This is a genomic window from Streptomyces sp. MAR4 CNX-425, assembly GCF_048656465.1.
GTDB lineage: Bacteria > Actinomycetota > Actinomycetes > Streptomycetales > Streptomycetaceae > Streptomyces.
Genome location: NZ_JBMDLF010000001.1, coordinates 461107 through 481476 on the forward strand (window position 1 = coordinate 461107; position 20370 = coordinate 481476).

18 protein-coding genes are annotated in these 20370 nt (G+C 74.3%); 15 read left to right on the forward strand and 3 right to left on the reverse strand.

Going from position 1 to position 20370, the window contains the following annotated elements; translation table 11 throughout:
* The first annotated feature begins 83 nt into the window (after positions 1 to 83).
* Both ACHZ99_RS01995 and ACHZ99_RS02000 read left to right on the forward strand, forming a co-directional pair.
* Complete coding sequence (locus ACHZ99_RS01995) at positions 84 to 749, forward strand: hypothetical protein (RefSeq protein ID WP_420302537.1); 666 nt, start codon at positions 84 to 86, stop codon at positions 747 to 749.
* Positions 750 to 804: 55 nt separating this feature from the next.
* The gene (locus ACHZ99_RS02000; protein WP_420302538.1) at positions 805 to 1437 is read left to right on the forward strand and encodes a TIGR03085 family metal-binding protein; all 633 of its coding nucleotides are present in this window, start codon (positions 805 to 807) and stop codon (positions 1435 to 1437) included.
* Between the two features lie 18 nt (positions 1438 to 1455).
* Here the strand turns inward: ACHZ99_RS02000 and ACHZ99_RS02005 are convergent, their stop codons facing one another.
* The gene (locus tag ACHZ99_RS02005; RefSeq protein ID WP_420302539.1) at positions 1456 to 2148 is read right to left on the reverse strand and encodes a response regulator transcription factor; all 693 of its coding nucleotides are present in this window, start codon (positions 2146 to 2148) and stop codon (positions 1456 to 1458) included.
* Positions 2149 to 2234: 86 nt separating this feature from the next.
* On the opposite strand from ACHZ99_RS02005, the gene ACHZ99_RS02010 reads away from it, so the two are divergent.
* The 3 genes from ACHZ99_RS02010 to ACHZ99_RS02020 all read left to right on the forward strand — a co-directional run bounded on the left by ACHZ99_RS02010 (position 2235) and on the right by ACHZ99_RS02020 (position 6044).
* A complete protein-coding gene (locus tag ACHZ99_RS02010) occupies positions 2235 to 2906 on the forward strand; it encodes a M15 family metallopeptidase (protein WP_420302540.1) in 672 nt (223 codons plus the stop codon).
* A 176-nt stretch (positions 2907 to 3082) separates the two neighbouring features.
* On the forward strand, positions 3083 to 3982 hold the full coding sequence (locus ACHZ99_RS02015) for an endonuclease/exonuclease/phosphatase family protein (RefSeq protein WP_420303178.1): 900 nt from the start codon (positions 3083 to 3085) through the stop codon (positions 3980 to 3982).
* A 193-nt stretch (positions 3983 to 4175) separates the two neighbouring features.
* A complete protein-coding gene (locus ACHZ99_RS02020; RefSeq protein ID WP_420302541.1) occupies positions 4176 to 6044 on the forward strand; it encodes a glycoside hydrolase family 3 protein in 1869 nt (622 codons plus the stop codon).
* Between the two features lie 63 nt (positions 6045 to 6107).
* On the opposite strand, the gene ACHZ99_RS02025 is transcribed toward ACHZ99_RS02020, so the two are convergent.
* On the reverse strand, positions 6108 to 7001 hold the full coding sequence (locus ACHZ99_RS02025; protein ID WP_420302542.1) for a LysR family transcriptional regulator: 894 nt from the start codon (positions 6999 to 7001) through the stop codon (positions 6108 to 6110).
* A 94-nt stretch (positions 7002 to 7095) separates the two neighbouring features.
* On the opposite strand from ACHZ99_RS02025, the gene ACHZ99_RS02030 reads away from it, so the two are divergent.
* The 9 genes from ACHZ99_RS02030 to ACHZ99_RS02070 all read left to right on the forward strand — a co-directional run bounded on the left by ACHZ99_RS02030 (position 7096) and on the right by ACHZ99_RS02070 (position 18042).
* On the forward strand, positions 7096 to 7827 hold the full coding sequence (locus ACHZ99_RS02030; RefSeq protein ID WP_420302543.1) for a succinate dehydrogenase: 732 nt from the start codon (positions 7096 to 7098) through the stop codon (positions 7825 to 7827).
* Between the two features lie 2 nt (positions 7828 to 7829).
* Positions 7830 to 9779 carry a fumarate reductase/succinate dehydrogenase flavoprotein subunit gene (locus ACHZ99_RS02035; protein ID WP_420302544.1) on the forward strand — a complete coding sequence of 650 codons (1950 nt, stop codon included), beginning with the start codon at positions 7830 to 7832 and terminating at the stop codon, positions 9777 to 9779.
* Positions 9776 to 10519, forward strand: a complete 744-nt coding sequence (locus ACHZ99_RS02040) for a succinate dehydrogenase/fumarate reductase iron-sulfur subunit (RefSeq protein WP_420302545.1) — start codon at positions 9776 to 9778, stop codon at positions 10517 to 10519. The genes ACHZ99_RS02035 and ACHZ99_RS02040 overlap by 4 nt, the downstream gene beginning before the upstream one ends.
* Before the next feature lie 190 nt (positions 10520 to 10709).
* The gene (locus ACHZ99_RS02045; RefSeq protein ID WP_420303179.1) at positions 10710 to 11600 is read left to right on the forward strand and encodes a ketopantoate reductase family protein; all 891 of its coding nucleotides are present in this window, start codon (positions 10710 to 10712) and stop codon (positions 11598 to 11600) included.
* A gap of 367 nt (positions 11601 to 11967) precedes the next feature.
* Positions 11968 to 13338 carry a glycoside hydrolase family 6 protein gene (locus tag ACHZ99_RS02050; protein ID WP_420302546.1) on the forward strand — a complete coding sequence of 457 codons (1371 nt, stop codon included), beginning with the start codon at positions 11968 to 11970 and terminating at the stop codon, positions 13336 to 13338.
* Between the two features lie 337 nt (positions 13339 to 13675).
* Entirely contained in the window at positions 13676 to 15706 is a 2031-nt protein-coding gene (locus ACHZ99_RS02055; RefSeq protein ID WP_420302547.1) for a glycoside hydrolase family 48 protein, read from the forward strand.
* Between the two features lie 161 nt (positions 15707 to 15867).
* Positions 15868 to 16980 (forward strand): LLM class flavin-dependent oxidoreductase, encoded by a 1113-nt coding sequence (locus ACHZ99_RS02060; protein WP_420303180.1) that lies wholly within the window; start codon positions 15868 to 15870, stop codon positions 16978 to 16980.
* Positions 16977 to 17627 (forward strand): FMN reductase, encoded by a 651-nt coding sequence (locus tag ACHZ99_RS02065; protein WP_420302548.1) that lies wholly within the window; start codon positions 16977 to 16979, stop codon positions 17625 to 17627. Before ACHZ99_RS02060 ends, ACHZ99_RS02065 begins: the two co-directional genes overlap by 4 nt.
* A gap of 1 nt (position 17628) precedes the next feature.
* Positions 17629 to 18042 (forward strand): tetratricopeptide repeat protein, encoded by a 414-nt coding sequence (locus ACHZ99_RS02070; RefSeq protein WP_420302549.1) that lies wholly within the window; start codon positions 17629 to 17631, stop codon positions 18040 to 18042.
* Positions 18043 to 18405: 363 nt separating this feature from the next.
* Here the strand turns inward: ACHZ99_RS02070 and ACHZ99_RS02075 are convergent, their stop codons facing one another.
* Positions 18406 to 19578, reverse strand: a complete 1173-nt coding sequence (locus ACHZ99_RS02075; protein ID WP_420302550.1) for a thiolase family protein — start codon at positions 19576 to 19578, stop codon at positions 18406 to 18408.
* 113 nt (positions 19579 to 19691) lie between these two features.
* On the opposite strand from ACHZ99_RS02075, the gene ACHZ99_RS02080 reads away from it, so the two are divergent.
* A complete protein-coding gene (locus tag ACHZ99_RS02080; RefSeq protein ID WP_420302551.1) occupies positions 19692 to 20342 on the forward strand; it encodes a TetR/AcrR family transcriptional regulator in 651 nt (216 codons plus the stop codon).
* The last annotated feature ends 28 nt before the right edge of the window (positions 20343 to 20370 follow it).

Sequence of the window (20370 nt, forward strand, 5' to 3'; positions counted from 1 at the left end):
CACCGTGCCAGACGGCGCGGCGCGCGCGGGCCCGGATGGCCCTTCCCGTACAACGGAACGCGTCGATAGGGCATGCTTCGCCCATGACCTACGCTCCACCGGACCCGCCCGCGGCGCCCCGCGGGCCGAAGCCCGCCGTCGCCGCCGCCCTCGCGGCGGCGCTGCTCGTCGCCGTCGCCGTCGCCGCCTTCCTCGCGCTGCGCGGGGGCGACGGCGGCGGGGCACCGGCCGGCGGGCCGGCGCCGCAGGGCAGCGCGCAGCGGCCGGCGGCGGAGGGCGGGGCGGACGGCGCCGGCGTCGCGGGCAGCCCGGGCGGCGGCGCGGAGACGACGAGCGACCGCGCGGGCCGGGCGGACCCGCCGGGGGCCCCGGCGCCGGGCGAGTCGCACATCCCGTACGTGGTGCTGCGGCCCGGCGAGTGCTTCGACCACCCGTCGCTGGACACCGCCGTCGAGTCGGTCGAGACGCGCCCCTGCGACGGCCCGCACGACGGCGAGGTCATCGGCAACCGCACGCTCGCCGGCGACTTCGCCGACGGCGACGCGCTCGACGAGCAGGCGCTGGGGCTCTGCCGGCGGGCGGCGGAGGAGAAGCTGGAGACGATGCCGGCCGACGGGCGGCACTACTTCTACTACGCGCTCTACCCGACGCTGACGACGTACGAGTACCAGAGCCAGGACGAGGTCTCCTGCGCCCTGACGCTGAGCACCGAGCCCGACGGCCCGAAGCTGACCGCGCCGCTGCCGTGAGGCTCCGGCGCGGCAATCCCCTCCCGCGCGCCTCCCACCGCCGTAGGGTGGCCGCATGACGACCCATGCGAAGCGTGAACGGCTGCTGCTCGCCGATCTGCTGGAGAGCGCCGGCCCCGAGGCGCCGACGCTGTGCGCGGGCTGGACGACGTACGACCTGGCCGCGCACGTGGTGGTGCGTGAGCGCCGGCAGGACGCGGCGGGCGGCCTCCTCTTCAAGCCGCTGCAGAACCGGTTGGAGCGCGTGCAGGCGGAGTTCCGGCAGAAGCCGTACGAGGAGCTGGTGCAGCTCATCCGCAGCGGGCCGCCGCGGTTCTCGCCGTTCGCGGTGAAGCAGGTCGACGAGGCCGCGAACGTCGTGGAGTTCTACGTCCACGCCGAGGACGTCCGCCGCGCCCGGCCCGACTACGCGCCGCGGGAGCTGGACCCGGTCTTCTCCGACACGCTGTGGCAGCGGCTGGAGCGCGGCGCCCGCGTGATGGGCCGCAAGTCGCCCGTGGGGCTGGTGCTGCGCCGGCCGGACGGCCAGACCGCGGTGGCCCACCGGGGCACGCCGGTGGTCACGGTGACCGGGGAGCCGGCGGAGCTGCTGCTGTTCGCCACGGGGCGGCAGGACGCGGCGAAGGTGGAGCTGACGGGCGACGACGACGCGGTGGCGCAGGCGCGGTCGGCACCGCTCGGCATCTGACGCCGCGCCCCCGGCGGGCTACGTTCCGGCCGCGTCCTCGCCGGTGCCGGACGTCGTGTCGATGCGGTAGCCGACGCCGGGCACCGTGGCGATCAGCCAGGGCCGGCCGAGCCGTTTGCGGAGCGCCGAGACCGTGATGCGCACGGCGTTCGTGAACGGGTCGGCGTTCGCGTCCCAGGCGCGTTCCAGCAGCTCTTCGGCGCTGATCACGCCGCCCTCGGCGGCGACGAGGACGTCGAGCACCGCGAACTGCTTCCGGGTCAGCGCGACGTACCGGCCGTCCCGGTAGACCTCCCGGCGGAACGGGTCGATGCGCAGCCCCGCGATCTCCCGTACGGGCGGGCGGACGTGGGCGCGCCGGCGGTCGAGGGCGCGGAGCCGGAGCACGAGTTCGCGTATGTCGAAGGGCTTGGTGAGGTAGTCGTCGGCGCCGAGGCCGAAGCCGGTGGCCTTGTCGTCGAGCCGGTCGGCCGCGGTGAGCATCAGGATCGGCATGCCGGTGCCGGAGTCCACGATGCGCCGGGCGATCTCGTCGCCGGAGGGGCCCGGGATGTCGCGGTCGAGGACGGCGATGTCGTACGTGTTGACGCCGAGCAGTTCCAGGGCGGTGTCCCCGTCGGCCGCGATGTCGCCCGCGATCGCCTCCAGGCGGAGGCCGTCGCGGATGGCCTCCGCCATAAAGGGCTCGTCTTCGACGATCAGCACACGCATACGCTGATTTTACGAGCCGTCGCATATCGCCCGCGTATCGAAATCCGGATACGCGCCGGCAACGCCCCGCCGCCTTGACTGGCGCAATGACACCCCACCCGATTCGCACGCTTCTGGGTCTCGGCCTGATCGTCCTCGCCGTGGCGGTCGTCGTACCCCTCGGCTACCGGTCGATGCAGCCGCCGTCCGGCGACGCCGCCGCGGCGACCCCGCCCACCTCGGCCTCTCCGGCAGCCCCGGACTCACCGGACTCGCCGGACTCGCCGGACCCGGCGCGCCGGGACCGGGAGCGCGGCGGGCCGGTCGGCGAAGCCGACGGCGTCGTCCGCGACGGCACGACGGTATTCGACGACTCCGTTCCGGCCGTCGCGGAACTCGACGCGGAATTGCTCGACGCCCTGCGCCGGGCGGCGACCGACGCCTCGGCCCACGGAGTCGATTTCCGGGTGAATAGCGGCTGGCGTTCTCCCGCGTACCAGGAGCAGCTGCTGCGCGAGGCGGTCGGGAAATACGGCTCCGCCGAGGAGGCCGCCCGGTGGGTGGCCACCCCGGAGACCTCCCCGCACGTGTCCGGCGACGCCGTCGACATCGGCGGGACCGACGCCACCGCGTGGCTCTCCGGGCACGGCGCCGCGTACGGGCTGTGCCAGGTCTACGAGAACGAGCCCTGGCACTACGAGCTGCGCCCCGAAGCGGTCGCCGGCCGCTGCCCGCCCCTGTACACCGACCCCGCCGAGGACCCGAGGATGCAGAGTTGAGCGAGCGACTTCCCACCCTGACCCGGCCGGGCCCGGCGCCTGCCGCGGACACCCCGGACGCCCCGGACACGCCGGACCCCGCACCGGACACCCCGCCCGCGCCGTCCACCCCCGCCGCCCGCCTCCGCGGCGCGGCCCGCGGCCTCCGCCGCCCCGGCCCCTGGCGCCGCGGCCGCGTGCTCGCCGTGTCCGCGCTGCTGCTCGGCCTGCTCATGGCGCTGCACGCGCGGATCCCGGACGGGGCGATGAACGCCGGCAGCCTGGTGGAGACCTTCCTGCCGTGGTTCGGCCTGCCCGTCGTCCCGCTGCTCGCCGCGGCCCTGTGGCGCCGCTCGGCGTCCGCCGTGGTCGCGCTGGTGCTGCCGGTCACGGTGTGGCTGGGCCTGTTCGGCGGGCTGCTCGACGACAAGTCCCGGCCGGGCGGCGACCTCACCCTGGCCGGTCACAACGTCGGCGCCGCCAACCCCGACCCGGCCGGGACCGCCCGCGAACTCGCCGCCTCCGGCGCGGACGTGCTGGCGCTCCAGGAGATCACCCCGGCCGCGATGCCGCTGTACGAGACGGAGCTGGCGCGGACGTACCCGTACCACGTGGTGCAGGGCACCGTCGGGCTCTGGAGCAGGACCCCGCTGTCGGGCACCCGGCCCGTCGACATCGCGATGCACCCGACCCGCGCGCTGCGCACCACGGTGGCCACCGACCACGGCCCGCTGGCGGTGTACGTCGCCCACCTGGGGTCCGTACGCGCGAACCCCCGGGCCGGCCTGACGACCGCCCAGCGCGACGACGGCGCGCGGGCGCTCGCGGCGGCCGTCGCCGCCGAGCCGAACGAGCGGGCGGTGCTGCTCGGCGACCTCAACGGCACCGTCGACGACCGCGCCTTCGACCCCCTCACCGGCCGCCTGCGCTCCGTCCAGGAGGAGGCCGGCGACGGCTTCGGCTTCAGCTGGCCGGCGGACTTCCCCGTGGCGCGGATCGACCAGATCCTCGTGCGCGGCGTGGACCCGAGGAGCGCGTGGCTGCTGCCGGCCACGGGGAGCGACCACCTGCCGGTGGCGGCCAGGGTCGCCTGGTGAGCGCCGCATAAGCATTTTTGAGGTGATGAGACAGGAAAACGGCGCCGCACGCGCAGAAGTATTGACGTGCCCGTACGCCGTTGCCAGACTCCGCGGCCGAGTTCTCCTCGGCGGCCTCCACAGGGGGAGCAGCCCCGTCGGCCGGCCTCCGATGCCCACGCAGCACACCCGACGGCTGAGGAGCGTTCACATCATGCGGTTCACGCGGTCCACCACCACGCGCAGACAGGCGGTCACCGGCCTGGTCGGCACCGCGGCGGCGCTCGGCGCCGGCGCGTCCGCCGCCGGCCCCGCCGCGGCCCGCTCCGGCGGCGCGGCCGGCTCCGGTTCGTACACCCGGCTGCTGGCCCGGGCACTCGCCCGGCGGATGTCCCTGGAGGAGAAGGTCGGCCAGCTCTTCGTGGTCGAGGTAGCCGGCCAGGACGCGTACGACGTCACCGACGCGGCCGCCGCCGTCAACGAGCGGCGCTACGGCGTCCGGACCCCGGCCGACGTGGTGCATAAGTACCGCCCGGGCGCCGTCATCTACTTCAGCGGCCGCAGCGACGACAACCTCCGCGACCCCCGCCAGATCGCCCGCCTCTCCAACGGCCTCCAGCACGCCGCGCGCACCCGGCGCCCCGGCGTGCCGCTGATCATCTCCACCGACCAGGAGAGCGGCCTGGTCCGCCGGCTGCCCGTCCCGCCGGCCACCGAGCTGCCCGGCAGCATGGCGCTGGGCGCCACCCACGCCACCGCCGACGCCCACCGCGCCGCCGAGATCACCGGCCGCGAGCTGGCCGCGCTGGGCATCAACCAGAACTACGCGCCCGTCGCCGACGTCAACGTCGACCCCGACAACCCCGTCATCGGCCTGCGCTCCTACGGCTCCGACCCGCGGCAGGTCGCGCGCATGGTCGCGGCCGCCGTGCGCGGGCAGCGCCGCGGCGGCGTCGCCTCCGCCGCCAAGCACTTCCCCGGCCACGGCGACACCGGCGAGGACAGCCACTTCCGGCTGCCGCGCATCGACCACACGCCGGCGGAGATCCACGCGCTCGACCTGCCGCCGTTCCGGGCCGCGATCGCCGCGGGCCTGGAGACGGTGATGACCGCGCACATCCTCGTCCCGGCGCTGGACGACGGCGTGCCCGCCACCATGTCGTACCGCATCCTGACCGGGCTGCTCCGCGAGGAGCTGGGCTTCGACGGGCTGATCGTGACGGACGCGCTGGACATGCGCGGCGCGACGTCGCAGTACCCGCCGGAGCGGGCGTCGGTGGCGGCGTTCGCGGCGGGCGCGGACATGCTGGTGCTGCCGCCGGAGATGGACGTCGCGTACGGGTCGGTGCTCGCGGCCGTGCGCGGCGGCGAGATCAGCGGGCGGCGGCTGGAGGAGTCGGTGGTACGCATCCTGGCGCGCAAGCTCGACGAAGGGCTGTTCTTCCGCCCGTTCGTCGACGAGCGCCGGGCGGAGCGGGTCACCGGGAGCGACGCGCACGTCGCGGACGCCCGCGCGATCACCGGGCGGGCGGTGACGCTGGTGAAGAACGACGCCGGGCTGCTGCCGCTGGCGGCGGGGGCGCGGCGGGTGCTGGTCGCCGGGTGGCAGAGTTCGTCGACGCCCGTGCTGGACCGGCTGGCGGAGGCCGTGGCGGCGCGCAGCGGGCAGACGGCGACGGTGCTGGCGACGGGCGGCACCCCGTCGCCGGCGGTGATCGACGCGGCGGTGGCGGCGGCGCGGGAGCACGACCTGGTGCTGGTCGGCGCGCACGCGGGGGCCGGCGGGGAGCCGGCGGCGGAGCGGGGCGCGGCGCAGGCGGCGCTGGTGCGGGCGCTGCTGGCGTCGGGGACGCCGGTCGCGGTGGTGGCGGTACGGAACCCGTACGACCTGCGGCGGTTCCCGGAGGCGCCGGTGTATCTGTGCACGTACGGCACGGGGGCGTCGGTGCTGACGCGGCTGGTCGACGCGCTCTACGGCGACCTGCGGCCGACGGGCCGGCTGCCGGTGGCGATCCCGGAGCTGGGGGCGCCGGGGACGGACCTGTACCCGCTGGGGCACGGTCTGACGTACCCGGCGCGCTGAGGCGGGGGCCGCGGACGTTTCCGTACGGGCCGGGGGCGCCCCCGGCCCGTACGCCCGCGGCGCTCAGCCGCCGCCCGCCGCGCTGACCAGCAGCCGGCGCAGCTCCCGCGCCGCCCGGGGCGGCGACACGTCGCCCCGGTGCGCCACGGAGATCGTCCGGTGCAGCCCCGGCGGCGCGAACGCCGTCGTCACCAGCCCCGAGCGCTCCGCGACCATGCTCGGCACCACCGCCACCCCCAGCCCCGCGCGCACGAACCCCAGCACCGCGTCCATCTCCCCGCCCTCCACCCCGAACTCCGGCTCGAAGCCCGCCTCCCGGCACGCCGCGACGGTCAGTTCGCGCAGGTCGTACCCGTGCCGGAACATCGCCAGCGGCCGCCCGCGCAGATCCCCGATCCCGATCCGGCGGGCGCCCGCGGCCGTGACCGGCGGTCCGTCCGGCGACGAGACCACGACCAGCTCCTCCCGCAGCAGCTCCGTCGTCGTCAGCGCCGGCGCCTGCCCGGCCAGCGGCGTGATCACCAGCGCCAGGTCCAGTTCGCCGGCCGCCAGGGTCCGTACGAGGTCCTGCGAGCCGTCCTCGTGCACGTGCAGCTCGATCCCGGGGTAGCGGGCGTGGAACGCGCGCAGCGCGTCCGGCACCAGGCTGGCGCACAGGCTCGGCGTGGCCCCCAGCCGCACCCGTCCCCGCCGCAGCTGCGCGACCTCCTGGACCTCCCGGCGCGCGGTCTCGGTGTCGGCGAGGATGCGCCGCGCCAGCGGCAGCAGCGCCTCGCCGGCGTCGGTGAGGGTGATGTGCCCGCGGGCCCGGTGGAACAGCTCGGCGCCCAGCTCCCGCTCCAGCGCCCGTACGGACTGCGAGAGCGACGGCTGCGCGACGTGCTCGCGCTCGGCGGCCCGGGTGAAGTGGCGCGTCTCGGCGACGGCGGCGAAGTAGCGGAGCTGTTGCGGGTGCATGGGGCCCAGCGTAGGTGACGATAGCCATTGCCTATCGAAATCAGCGGTTTCATGTCTTGGACGGATGCCCCTCGCCCTCCTTACCGTCACAGTCATGGCCCTGACCACGAAGTCGGCGTCGAAGCCACCCGCCGGCAAGCCGCCCTACCCGCCGTCGCTCCCCGCGCTGCTGTGGCGCTCCACCGTCGGCAAGAAGACGGTGCTGGCCGTCAGCGGCCTGATCATGCTGGCCTACCTCGTGGCCCACCTGGTCGGCAACCTCAAGATCTTCTTCGGCGCGGACGAGTTCAACGACTACGGCCACTGGCTGCGCACCCTCGGCGGCCCGGTCCTCCACTACGAGTGGGCCCTGTGGATGATCCGCGTCGTGCTGCTGGCCGCCGTCGTGCTGCACGGCGTGACCGCGTACCAGCTCAGCCGCCGGGACATCGCCGCCCGCCCGGTCGCGTACGTGCACAAGCGCCGCCGCACCAGCTACGCCACCCGCACGATGCGCTGGGGCGGCGTGATCCTCGGCCTCTTCGTCGTCTGGCACATCCTCGACCTGACGACGCTGACGGTGAACGAGAACGCCCAGGGCGGGCACCCGTACGAGAACACCGTCGCCACCTTCTCCACCTGGTACGGCAACGCCATCTACATCACCGCGATGCTCGCCCTCGGACTGCACCTGCGGCACGGTTTCTGGAGCGCCGTGCAGACCCTCGGCGGTGCGAGCCCGGCCCGCGAGCGCGCGCTCAAGGCCGTCACCAACATCCTTGCGCTGGTGCTCACCTGCGGCTTCCTCTCCATCCCCGTGGCCGTCATGACGGGAGTAGTGAACTGACGATGTCACCGGCCTACGCGCAGTACACCGAGGGCGAGCCCGTCGCCGACGCCGCCGCCCCGCCCGGCGACATCGCCGAGCGCTGGGACCGCCGCCGCTTCACCGCCCGGCTGGTCAACCCCGCCAACCGCCGCCGCTACACCGTCATCGTCGTCGGTACGGGCCTCGCCGGCGGCGCCGCCGGCGCCACCCTCGCCGAGCAGGGCTATAACGTCGTCCAGTTCTGCTACCAGGACTCCCCGCGCCGCGCCCACTCCATCGCCGCCCAGGGCGGCATCAACGCCGCCAAGAACTACCGCAACGACGGCGACTCCGTACACCGCCTCTTCTACGACACCGTCAAGGGCGGCGACTTCCGCGCCCGCGAGTCCAACGTGCGCCGCCTCGCCCAGGTCTCGGTCGAGATCATCGACCAGTGCGTCGCGCAGGGCGTGCCGTTCGCGCGCGAGTACGGCGGCCTGCTCGACACCCGCTCCTTCGGCGGCGTCCAGGTCTCGCGCACGTTCTACGCCCGCGGGCAGACCGGCCAGCAGCTCCTCCTCGGCGCGTACCAGGCGCTCTCCCGCCAGATCGACGCCGGCAACGTCGAGATGCGCGCCCGCACCGAGATGCTCGACCTGATCGTCATCGACGGCCGGGCCCGCGGCATCGTCGCCCGCGACCTGGTCACCGGCCGCATCGAGACCCACCTCGCCGACGCGGTCGTCCTGGCCACCGGCGGCTACGGCAACGTCTTCCACCTCTCCACCAACGCCAAGAACTCCAACGCCACCGCCGTCTGGCGGGCCCACCGGCGCGGCGCGTACTTCGCCAACCCCTGCTTCACCCAGATCCACCCCACCTGCATCCCGCGCTCCGGCGACCACCAGTCGAAGCTGACGCTGATGAGCGAGTCGCTGCGCAACGACGGCCGCATCTGGGTGCCGAAGGCGCACGGCGACACCCGCCCGCCGAACGCGATCCCCGAGGACGAACGCGACTACTACCTGGAGCGCCTCTACCCCTCCTTCGGCAACCTCGTGCCCCGCGACATCGCCTCGCGCGCGGCGAAGAACGTCTGCGACGAGGGCCGCGGCGTCGGCCCCGGCGGGCAGGGCGTGTACCTCGACTTCGCCGACGCCATCCGGCGGATGGGACGCCCGGCGGTCGAGGAGCGGTACGGCAACCTCTTCGAGATGTACGAGCGGATCACCGCGGAGGATCCGTACCAGGTGCCCATGCGCATCTACCCCGCCATCCACTACACGATGGGCGGCCTGTGGGTCGACTACGACCTCCAGACCTCCGTCCCCGGCCTCTTCGCCATCGGCGAGGCGAACTTCTCCGACCACGGCGCCAACCGCCTCGGCGCCTCCGCGCTCATGCAGGGCCTCGCCGACGGCTACTTCGTCCTCCCCGCCACCCTCGGCGACTTCCTCGCCCGCCACCGCCCCGAACAGGTCTCCCCCGGCCACCCGGCGGTCGCCGAGGCCGTCGCGGACACCGAGGACCGCCTCCATCTCCTGCTCTCCGTCGACGGCGACCGCACCCCCGACTCCTTCCACCGCGAGCTGGGCGAACTGCTGTGGGACGAGTGCGGCATGTCCCGTACGGAGGCGGGGCTGCGGAAGGCGCTGGAGCGGATCCCGGCGCTGCGGGACGAGTTCTGGCACCGGGTGAAGGTGCCGGGAAGCGGCGCGGAGCTGAACCAGTCGCTGGAGAAGGCCAACCGCGTCGCGGACTACCTGGAGCTGGCCGAGCTGATGTGCCTCGACGCGCTGCACCGCACCGAGTCCTGCGGCGGCCACTTCCGCGCGGAGAGCCAGACCCCGGACGGCGAGGCGGCGCGCGACGACGAGCACTTCTCGTACGCGGCGGCCTGGGAGTTCACGGCCACCGGCGAGGCACCGGTCCTCCACCGCGAGGACCTCGCATTCGAGTACGTCATTCCCACGCAACGGAGCTATCAGTGAAGGTGACCCTGCGGGTCTGGCGGCAGCCGGGCCCCGACGCGACCGGCGAGATGGTCTCGTACGAGGTGGAGAACGTCACGCCGGAGATGTCGTTCCTGGAGGTGCTGGACGCCCTCAACGAGCGGCTGATCCTCACGGGTGCCGAACCCGTCGCCTTCGACCACGACTGCCGCGAGGGCATCTGTGGCGCGTGCGGCGTGGTCATCAACGGACGGGCGCACGGCCCGGAGCGTACGACGGCGTGCCAGCTGCACATGCGCTCCTTCGCCGACGGCGACGTCATCGACGTCGAGCCGTGGCGCGCGGCGGCGTTCCCGGTGGTGAAGGACCTGGTCGTCGACCGCTCCGCGTTCGACCGCATCATCGGCGCCGGCGGCTACATCACCGCCCCCACCGGCAGCGCCCCGGACGCCCACGCCACCCCGGTCCCCAAGCCGGCGGCGGAGACCGCCTTCGAGCACGCGGAGTGCATCGGCTGCGGCGCCTGCGTGGCGGCCTGCCCCAACGGCTCGGCGATGCTGTTCACGGCGGCGAAGGTCGTCCACCTGAACTCGCTGCCGCAGGGCGGGCCGGAGCGGGAGTCGCGGGTGCTGGACATGGTCGGCCAGATGGACGAGGAGGGCTTCGGCGGCTGCACGAACACCGGCGAGTGCGCGGTGGCCTGCCCGAAGGGCATCCCGCTCCAGGCGATCTCGTCCCTGAACCGCGAGTTCCTGCGGGCGGCCCGGAAGTCGGCCTAGCGCCGGCGCCGCGCCGGCGTCCACCGCGACGGGACCATGCGGCCTGCCAGGTGAAAGTGGGACGCGGGGGCGGCTGCGGCCTCAGCGGCGTGCCGGTCGGCCTCGTCGTGGTCCTCCGGTGCCGCGTTCGTCGCGGCGAGCGGTGTGGACGGCGCCGGTCAGGTGGCCTTTACTGCTCCGCATGGACACGTTGAACGCTGCCGTACTCGGTCCCGGTGGGGTGGGCGGGCTGCTCGCCGGGCTGCTGGCCCGGGCCGGGCACCGGGTCACCTGCCTGGCCGGCGACGGGACCGCGAGCGCCCTGCGGTCCGGCGGGATCACCGTCAACAGCAGGCAGTTCGGGGACTTCGCCACGCACGTGGCCGGCGACACCGAGCTGCGCGAGCCCGTGGACCTGTGCGTCGTCGCCGTCAAGGCGACCGCCTTCGACGCCGCGCTGGAGCGGGTGCCGCCGGCGGCGCTCGGGGGCGGGCTCGTGGTGCCGCTGCTCAACGGCGTCGACCACATGGCCGCGCTGCGGGAGCGCTACCGGCCGGAGCAGGTCGCCGCCGGCACGATCACCGTCGAGTCCACCCGGGTCGCACCCGGGCTCATCGAGCACGGCAGCCCGTTCACGAAGGTCTCGCTCGCCTCCGCCACCGCGCCGCGCGAGCGGCTGGAGGCGGCCGCGCGGGCGCTGGGCGGCGCGGGCGTGGAGACGCAGGTGCTCGACGACGAGGCGGGCGTCCTGTGGACGAAGATGGCCTTCCTCGCGCCCATGGCGCTGCTCACCACCCGCCACCGGCTGCCGGTCGGCGGCGTGCGGACCGCGCACCGGGAGGAGATGCTGGCGCTGCTGGCGGAGACCGCGGCGGTCGCGAGCGCGTGCGGGGCGCGGGTGGACGCGGACGGGGTCGCGGCGATGTACGACGGCTTCCCGGCCCGCACGAAGTCCTCGATGCTCCGCGACGCCGAGGCGGGCCGCCCCCTCGAACTCGACGCCATCGGCGGCGCCCTGCTGCGCGGCGCGCGGGCGCACGGCATCGCGGTGCCGGTGGCGGAGCGGCTGGTGGCGGAGATCGGGGCGCGGCCGGGCGCGTAGCGCGGCGCAGACCGGGAGGGGCCGCGGCGCCGAAGTGCCGTGGCCCGCCCGGCCGTTCACCGCCCGGCCCGTCTTCGTCTACGACCAGTAAAGACGCCCGTCCTCGTGGGCGGACCCTTCACAACACTTCTTTGAGCTGTTAGCCTCGCAGCGCGGTATGGGAGCGCTCCCATATTCGCGACCTTCAACGCACGGCCGCCACCGGACGGGACGCCGGCGAGGCCGACTGACACGCACGCACCACCGCACGGGACGCGCGAAAGGAAGGTCAAGAATTGACAGGTACTCGTCAGTAACCGCGTCCTCACGGCACACCCCCCGCATCCCCCCACATCCAACGCCCCCCACAGGCGTGGAAGGAGAGCCGATGAGAAAGTCACGCAAACGTGTCGCCGGAGTCAGCGCGGCGGCGCTGGCCGGCGCCGGCGCCCTGCTGGCCACCTCGCTGTCCGCACCCCCCGCGGCGGCCGACGTCGCGGCCCCCGGCGACAACCCGTACGAGGGCAGCCAGCTCTACGTGAACCCCGACTGGTCCGCCTCGGCCACCGACGGCGGCGGCGCAGCCATCGCCGACACCCCCACCGCCGTGTGGCTCGACAGCATCGACGCGATCACCAGCGGCTCCGACGGCAACAACAACATGGGCCTGCGCGAGCACATGGACGAGGCGCTGGCGCAGGGCGCCGACGCCATCCAGATCGTCACGTACAACCTGCCCGGCCGCGACTGCGCGGCGCTCGCCTCCCGGGGCGAGCTGGGTCCGGACGAGATCGACCGGTACAAGAGCGACTTCATCGACCCGATCGACGCGATCCTTGAGGACCCGGCGTACGCGGACCTCAAGGTCATCAACATCGTCGAGATCGACTCGCTGCCCAACCTCATCACCAACGTCGGCAGCCGGGAGACGGCGACGCCCGAGTGCGACGAGATGAAGGCGAACGGCAACTACGTCAAGGGCGTGGGCTACAACCTCGGCGCGCTCGGCGACAACGGCAACGTCTACAACTACATCGACATCGGGCACCACGGCTGGATCGGCTGGGACGACAACTTCCAGGCGACCGCCGACCTGCTGTACGAGGCCGCCAACGCCGAGGGCGCCTCGCCCGAGGACGTCACCGGCTTCGCCGCCAACACCGCGAACTACGGCGCCACCGTGGAGCCGTACTTCTCCATCGACGACGTGGCCGGCGACGGGCCCATCCGCGAGGGGCACAGCTCGTGGGTGGACTGGAACCGCTACGTGGACGAGCAGTCCTTCGCGCAGGCGTTCGTGACGGAGGCGGCCCCGGCCGCCGGGTTCCCGTCCGGCATGGGCGCGATCATCGACACCTCGCGCAACGGCTGGGGCGGCCCCGACCGGCCCACCGGCCCCGGTGACATCTCCGGTCCCGCCGAGGACTACGTCAACGACAGCCGCACCGACCGCCGGATCCACCTCGGCAACTGGTGCAACCAGTCCGGCGCCGGCCTCGGTGAGCGGCCGACCGCTTCACCGGCGCCCAGCATCCACGCCTACGCCTGGATCAAGCCGCCCGGCGAGTCGGACGGCGCCAGCGAGGAGATTCCGGACGACGACAAGGGCTTCGACCGGATGTGCGACCCGACGTACGAGGGCAACGCGCGCAACCAGTACAACATGTCGGGCGCCCTGCCCAACGCCCCGACCTCCGGCCACTGGTTCCAGGCTCAGTTCGAGGAGCTGATGGCCAACGCCAACCCGCCGGTCAACTAGCGGGTTCTCCCACCCTCCGCCGCCGGCCGCCGGATCCCCGGCGGCGGAGCGGCCCGGTGGCGGCCCCCGGGACGGCCGCCACCGGGCATCCAACCGGCTTCCGCCGGGCTTCCCGCCCGGCACCGCCCACCGGGCACCCGCCCGGGCGCCACGGGCCCCCGCCCGCCGGCGCCCGGCGGGAGCCCCGCCCGACCCGCACGGTTCACCGCCGGCGGCCGCGGCCTGCCCCACCTCGCCGCCCCCGTCCGGCGGTCACCCCCCGCAGCCGCGCACCTCCATCCCGCACCCCCCACCACCCCGCCGGGCCGCGCCCGCGGGATCCCCGAGGAGACCCCCCATGTCCAAGTCACTGTCCCGCCGGCGCTTCGCCGCCGCGGCCGGCGGCGCCGCCTTCGCGACGGCCGCCGGTGTCCACACCGCCGCCCGGGCCGGCACGGCCCCCGAGGCGGCGGCGCCGGCCGCCCCCCAGGGCCCGTACGACGACCTCTTCCTCGCCCAGTACGAGAAGATCAAGGACCCCGCCAACGGGTACTTCAGCCCCGACGGCATCCCGTACCACAGCGTCGAGACGCTGATGGTCGAGGCGCCCGACCACGGCCACCAGACCACCTCCGAGGCGTTCAGCTACTGGATGTGGCTGGAGGCCGCCTACGGCAGGGTCACCGGCGACTGGGGGCCGTTCAACACCTCCTGGGAGGCGGCCGAGCAGTACATCATCCCCACCCAGGCCGACCAGCCCACCAACGACTCGTACAACCCGAGCGCGCCCGCGACGTACGCGCCCGAGCACCCCGACGTCTCGCTGTACCCCGCCCAGCTCGACCCCGACGTGCCGGTCGGGCAGGACCCGCTCGCCGCCGAGCTGGCGTCCGCGCACGGGACGATGGACATCTACGGCATGCACTGGCTGCTCGACGTCGACAACACCTACGGCTACGGGAACACCCCCGGCACCGGCGGCCAGAACGGCCCCGGGCCCGGCCCGTCGTACATCAACAGCTACCAGCGCGGCTCGGAGGAGTCGGTCTGGGAGACCATTCCCCAGCCGACGACCGACCTCTTCGAGTTCGGCGGGCCGAACGGCTACCTCGACCTCTTCGTCGGGGACGCCTCCTACGCCCAGCAGTGGAAGTACACCAACGCCCCGGACGCCGACGCGCGCGCCGTGCAGGCCGCGTACTGGGCGCTGACCTGGGCCACCGAGCAGGGCAACGAGGGCCAGATCTCCGCCTCGGTGGAGCGCGCCGCGAAGATGGGCGACTATCTGCGCTACGCCATGTTCGACAAGTACTTCAAGGAGATCGGGGACTGCACCAGCCCCACCGGCTGCCCCGCCGGCTCCGGCCGCAGCTCCCAGCACTACCTGCTGTCCTGGTACTACGCCTGGGGCGGGGCGGCGACCGGCGGCAGCTGGGCGTGGCGCATCGGCGACGGCGCCTCCCACCAGGGCTACCAGAACCCCTTCGCCGCCTGGGCGCTGTCCACCGTCCCCGAGCTGACCCCCAAGTCCCCCACCGCGAAGAGCGACTGGTCGACCTCCCTGACCCGCCAGATGGAGTTCCTGCGCTGGCTCCAGTCCGCCGAGGGCGGGATCGCGGGCGGCTGCACCAACAGCTGGGAGGGCCAGTACGGCTCCCCGCCGGCCGGCACGCCCACCTTCTACGGCATGGCCTACGACTGGCAGCCCGTCTACCACGACCCGCCCAGCAACAACTGGTTCGGCATGCAGTGCTGGGGCATGGAGCGGGTCGCGGAGCTGTACTACACCTCCGGCAACGCGACGGCACAGGAGCTGCTGGAGAAGTGGGTGGCCTGGGTCACCCCGGAGATCACCGCCGAGGCCGACGGCACGTTCAGCATTCCGGCGACGCTGTCCTGGGACGGCGCCCCGGACACCTGGGACCCGGCCAGCCCCGGCGACAACGCCGGGCTGCACGTCTCGGTCGCGGAGTACGGCACGGACGTGGGCGTCGCCTCGGCGCTGGCCAAGACGCTCACGTACTACGCGGCCAAGGCCGGTGACACCGCGACCGCCGAGCTGGCCAAGCGGCTGCTCGACGCGCTGGCCGCGAACGCCGACGGCATGGGCATCGCGGTGCCGGAGACGCGCGCCGACTTCGGGCGCTTCGCCGACGAGGTGTACGTTCCGGACGGCTGGTCGGGGACGATGCCGAACGGTGACACCATCGAGCCGGGCGTGACGTTCATCGGGCTGCGCTCGTGGTACCGCGACGACCCGGACTGGGAGAAGGTGCAGGCCCACCTGGACGGCGGGCCGGCGCCGGAGTTCACGTACCACCGGTTCTGGGCGCAGGCGGGGCTGGCGATCGCGTTCGCGGTGTACGGGGAGCTGTTCCCGTCCGGCTGACGCGAGCCGGCCTGCCGGCCGGGCCCGGTGCGGGAGGCCGGGCCCGGCCGGCGGTGTGCTGACGGGGCTCCGACCTGCCCGAACGAGGTCGGGGAATAGGGTTGCGCGGGTGCACGTTCTCCGGTGTGATTGAGCTTTCAACAATGGAGAAGGTGAGACCGGTGCAGTTCGGGATCTTCAGTGTCGGCGACGTCACCCAGGACCCCACCACGGGCCGGGTGCCGAGCGAGCACGAGCGGATCAAGGCGATGACGGCGATCGCGCTGAAGGCCGAGGAGGTCGGCCTCGACGTCTTCGCCACCGGCGAACACCACAACCCGCCGTTCGTCCCCTCGTCCCCCACCACCATGCTCGGCTGGATCGCGGCGCGCACCGAGCGGCTGATCCTGTCCACGTCCACCACGCTGATCACCACGAACGACCCGGTGAAGATCGCCGAGGACTTCGCGATGCTCCAGCACCTGGCGGACGGCCGGGTGGACGTGATGATGGGCCGTGGCAACACCGGGCCGGTCTACCCCTGGTTCGGCCAGGACATCCGGCAGGGCATCCCGCTGGCCGTCGAGAACTACGCGCTGCTCCACCGGCTGTGGCGCGAGGACGTCGTCGACTGGGAGGGCCGCTTCCGCACCCCGCTGCAGGGCTTCACCTCCACCCCGCGCCCGCTGGACGGCGTGCCGCCGTTCGTCTGGCACGGCTCCATCCGCTCGCCGGAGATCGCCGAGCAGGCCGCGTACTACGGTGACGGCTTCTTCGCCAACAACATCTTCTGGCCGAAGGAGCACTTCCAGCGGCTGATCGACCTGTACCGCACGCGCTACGCCCACTACGGGCACGGCACCGCCGAGCAGGCGGTCGTCGGCCTCGGCGGGCAGGTGTTCATGCGGAAGAACTCGCAGGACGCGGTCGCCGAGTTCCGGCCGTACTTCGACAACGCGCCGGTGTACGGGCACGGACCGTCGATGGAGGAGTTCACCGCGCAGACGCCGCTGACGGTGGGCAGCCCGCAGGAGGTCGTCGAGAAGACGCTGACGTTCCGCGAGTCCTTCGGGGACTACCAGCGGCAGCTGTTCCTCCTCGACCACGCGGGGCTGCCGCTGAAGACGGTACTGGAGCAGCTGGACCTGCTCGGCGAGGAGGTCGTGCCGGTGCTGCGCGAGGAGTTCGCGAAGGGCCGCCCGGCCGGGGTGCCCGAGGCTCCGACCCACGCGGCCCGCGTGGCGGAGGCCGCGACGGCCGCCGGGCAGAGCGAGAAGGAGGAGGTGGCGCGATGACCGCGCTGAAGCTGACGGTGGTGTCGGCCGGGCTGAGCGTGCCCTCGTCCACCCGGCTGCTCGCCGACCGCCTGGCCGAGGCGGTACGGCGGCAGCCGGCCGACGACGGCCGGGCGGTCGAGGTGCGGGTGGTCGAGCTGCGCGACCTGGCGGCCGACATCGCCCACAACATGGTCACCGGCTTCCCGTCCGCGCCCCTCGCCGAGGCGGTCGAGGCGGTCACGGACGCGGACGGCCTGATCGCCGTGACGCCGGTCTTCTCCGGTTCGTACAGCGGACTGTTCAAGTCGTTCTTCGACGTGATCGGCGCGGCGGACGACGGGGCGCTGACCGGGAAGCCGGTGCTGGTCGCGGCGACCGGCGGGACGGCGCGGCACTCGCTGGTGCTGGAGCACGCGCTGCGGCCGCTCTTCGCCTACCTGCGGTCCGTCGTCGTGCCGACCGCGGTGTACGCGGCGGCCGAGGACTGGGGCGGCAGCGGCGACCCGCTGACCGACACCCTGCCCACCCGCATCGCCCGGGCGGCGGGCGAGCTGGCCGAGCTGATGCACGGCCGGCAGCCGCGCCCGGCGGGCGGCGGTCCCGAGCAGGTGGTCCCGTTCGAGCAGCAGCTGGCCGCGCTGCGGCCGGAGAACCGGAAGGAGTGAGATGACGACCGAGGAGTTCCGTGGCTTCAACGCCTACGGCCCGGGCGGCGAGCCGGCCGCGAGCCGCTGGAGCGACGCGCTGACGCTGTTCGCGGCGCCGGAGGCGGCGGACGCGGCGTCCCGCTGGGAGCGGGCCGGGGCGCTCTTCGACGGCAAGGACTACGCCGGGGCGGCGAAGGTGCTGGCCACGGTGGTCGAGGAGTACCCGGAGCAGGTCGCGCCGCGGCTGCTGCTGGCCCGCGCCTACTACCACTCCGCGCAGCTGCGCCGCGCCGAGACGGAGCTGCGCGCGGTGCTCGACCGCGATCCCGTCGAGCACTACGCCCACCTGATGCTGGGCCGTACGCTCCAGCGCCAGGGCCGCGACGAGGAGGCCGCGGGCGCGCTGCGCACGGCGGCGGCGCTGGGCGCGTAACGCCTGGCGGCGGGCACCGGACAGGGCAGCAGCGGGCCGGGGCCGCACGGCGGTCCCGCCTGCGGCAGGCGGGCGCCGGGACGCGCATCGCCGTCGGCCCGGCTGCCCGCCGGACGGCGGGTCGGCGCCCGTACGACCTGCCGCCGGTGACGCCGTCACGCGGGCGGCCGCGGAGCGGACGTCTCCGCACCGGTGCCCCGAGACGCCTGCCGGTACGCCCTGGCGGGCCGGGCGGGGAGCCCTCGCGGCACCTCCGCCGGGGCGCCGCAGCGGCCCCGGCCCCGCCCGACACCGCTCGGCGCCCGGCGCTCGGCGCCCGGCGCTCGGCGCCCGGCGCCCGGCGCCCGGCGCCCCGCGCGGCGGCTACCGCAGCCGCTCCACGACCGTCGCGTTCGCCAGGCCGCCCGCCTCGCACGTCACCTGGAGCCCGTACCGCCCGTCCACCGCGTCCAGCGCGCCGAGCAGCGTCCCCAGCAGCCGCGTCCCCGACGCGCCCAGCGCGTGGCCCAGGGCGATCGCGCCGCCGTGGACGTTGACGCGGTCCGGGTCGGCGCCCACGTCGCGCTGCCACGCCAGCGGCACCGGCGCGAACGCCTCGTTCACCTCGAAGGCGTCGATGTCGGCGACCGTGAGCCCCGCCTTCGCCAGCACCTTCCGGGTCGCCGGCACGATCCCCATCAGCATCAGCACCGGGTCGTCGCCCGTCACCGCGAAGGAGTGGAACCGCGCCCGCGGCGCGAGGCCCAGCTCCGCCGCCCGCTCCTCGCTCATGATCAGCACGGCGGAGGCGGCGTCGGTGAGCGGCGAGGAGTTGCCCGGCGTGATGTGCCAGCCGATCTCGGGGAAGCGCTCGGCGACGGCCGGGTCGTAGAAGGACGGCTTGAGCGCGGCGAGGCCGTCGAGGGAGGTCGACGGGCGTACGGTCTCGTCCCTGCGGTGCTCGGCCACGGGTACGACGTCCGCGTCGAAGACGCCGTCCGCCCAGGCCCGTGCCGCCAGCCGGTGCGAGCGCTCCGCGAACGCGTCCAGCTCCGTACGGCCCAGCCCCCACCGCGCCGCGATCAGCTCCGCGGAGTGGCCCTGGGCGATCAGCCCGCCGGGGTAGCGGGCGGCGAGGCGCTCGCCGAACGGGTCCCGGCCGACGGCGGCGGTGCCCATCGGCACCCGGCTCATCGACTCGACGCCGGCGGCCACGGCGATGTCGTACGCCCCGGCCATGACCCCCTGCGCCGCGAAGTGCGCGGCCTGCTGGGACGAGCCGCACTGCCGGTCGACGGTGGTGGCGGGGACGGACTCGGGGAGGCCGGCGGCGAGCACGGCGCTGCGGGCGACGTTGAACGACTGGTCGGCGGCCTGGGTGACGCAGCCGGCGATCACGTCGTCGAGCTGCCCGGGGTCGAGGGCGCTGCGGTCGACGAGCGCGCGCAGCGCCTCGGCCAGCAGGTCGACGGAGTGGACGCCGGACAGGGCGCCGCCGGGCTTGCCCTTGCCCGAGGCGGTGCGGACGGCGTCGACGATCACTGCGGTGGTGGTCATGGGCGGCGGGCCCCTCTCTCGACTCTTCGCGTGCCGGCCGGCGTGCTCCTGCCCTTGCAGCGTTACATACCGGGAGTACGTATGTACAGCGTGAGCCCGCTTACAATGCGCACATGAAGGCCCGCAGAACGCAGCAGGAGCGCACGGCGACGACGACGAAGGACCTGGTCGGCGCCGCCCGGGCGCACTTCGCCCGGGACGGCTACACCGCCGCGTCCCTCGACGCGATCTGCGCCCGGGCGGGCATCACGAAGGGCGCGCTCTACCACCACTTCCGCAACAAGCAGACCCTCTTCCACGCCGTCTACGCGGCCGAACAGCACCGGCTGCGCGACGCCATCGCCGCCGCCTTCCGCGCGTGCGCGGACCCGTGGGACGGGCTGCGCGCGGGCCAGCGCGCGTTCCTCACCGGCTCCCTCGAACCGGGCACCCAGCGGATCACGCTCCTCGACGCGCCGGGGGCGCTGGGCTGGGCGGTCATGCGCGAGGTGCAGGCGGACTGCCGGGCGATGACGCGGCGCGGGCTGGCGGCGGCCGTGGGCGGCGACGGCGCGGTGCCCGCGGTGGAGCTGGACGCGATGGCGTCGGTGGTCTTCGGGGCGCTGTGCGAGTGCGCGATGGCGGTGGTGCACGCGGACGACCCGGACGCGGCGCTGGCGGCGTCGCTGCGGCAGGTGGACCGGCTGGTGGCGACGCTGCCGGGGGCACTTGTGGACGCGCGGGCGGACGCGCCGCCGGAGCGGGCGGGCGATCCGGTCCCGTAGAGCGATACCCGGTTGCCGACGGCCGCGC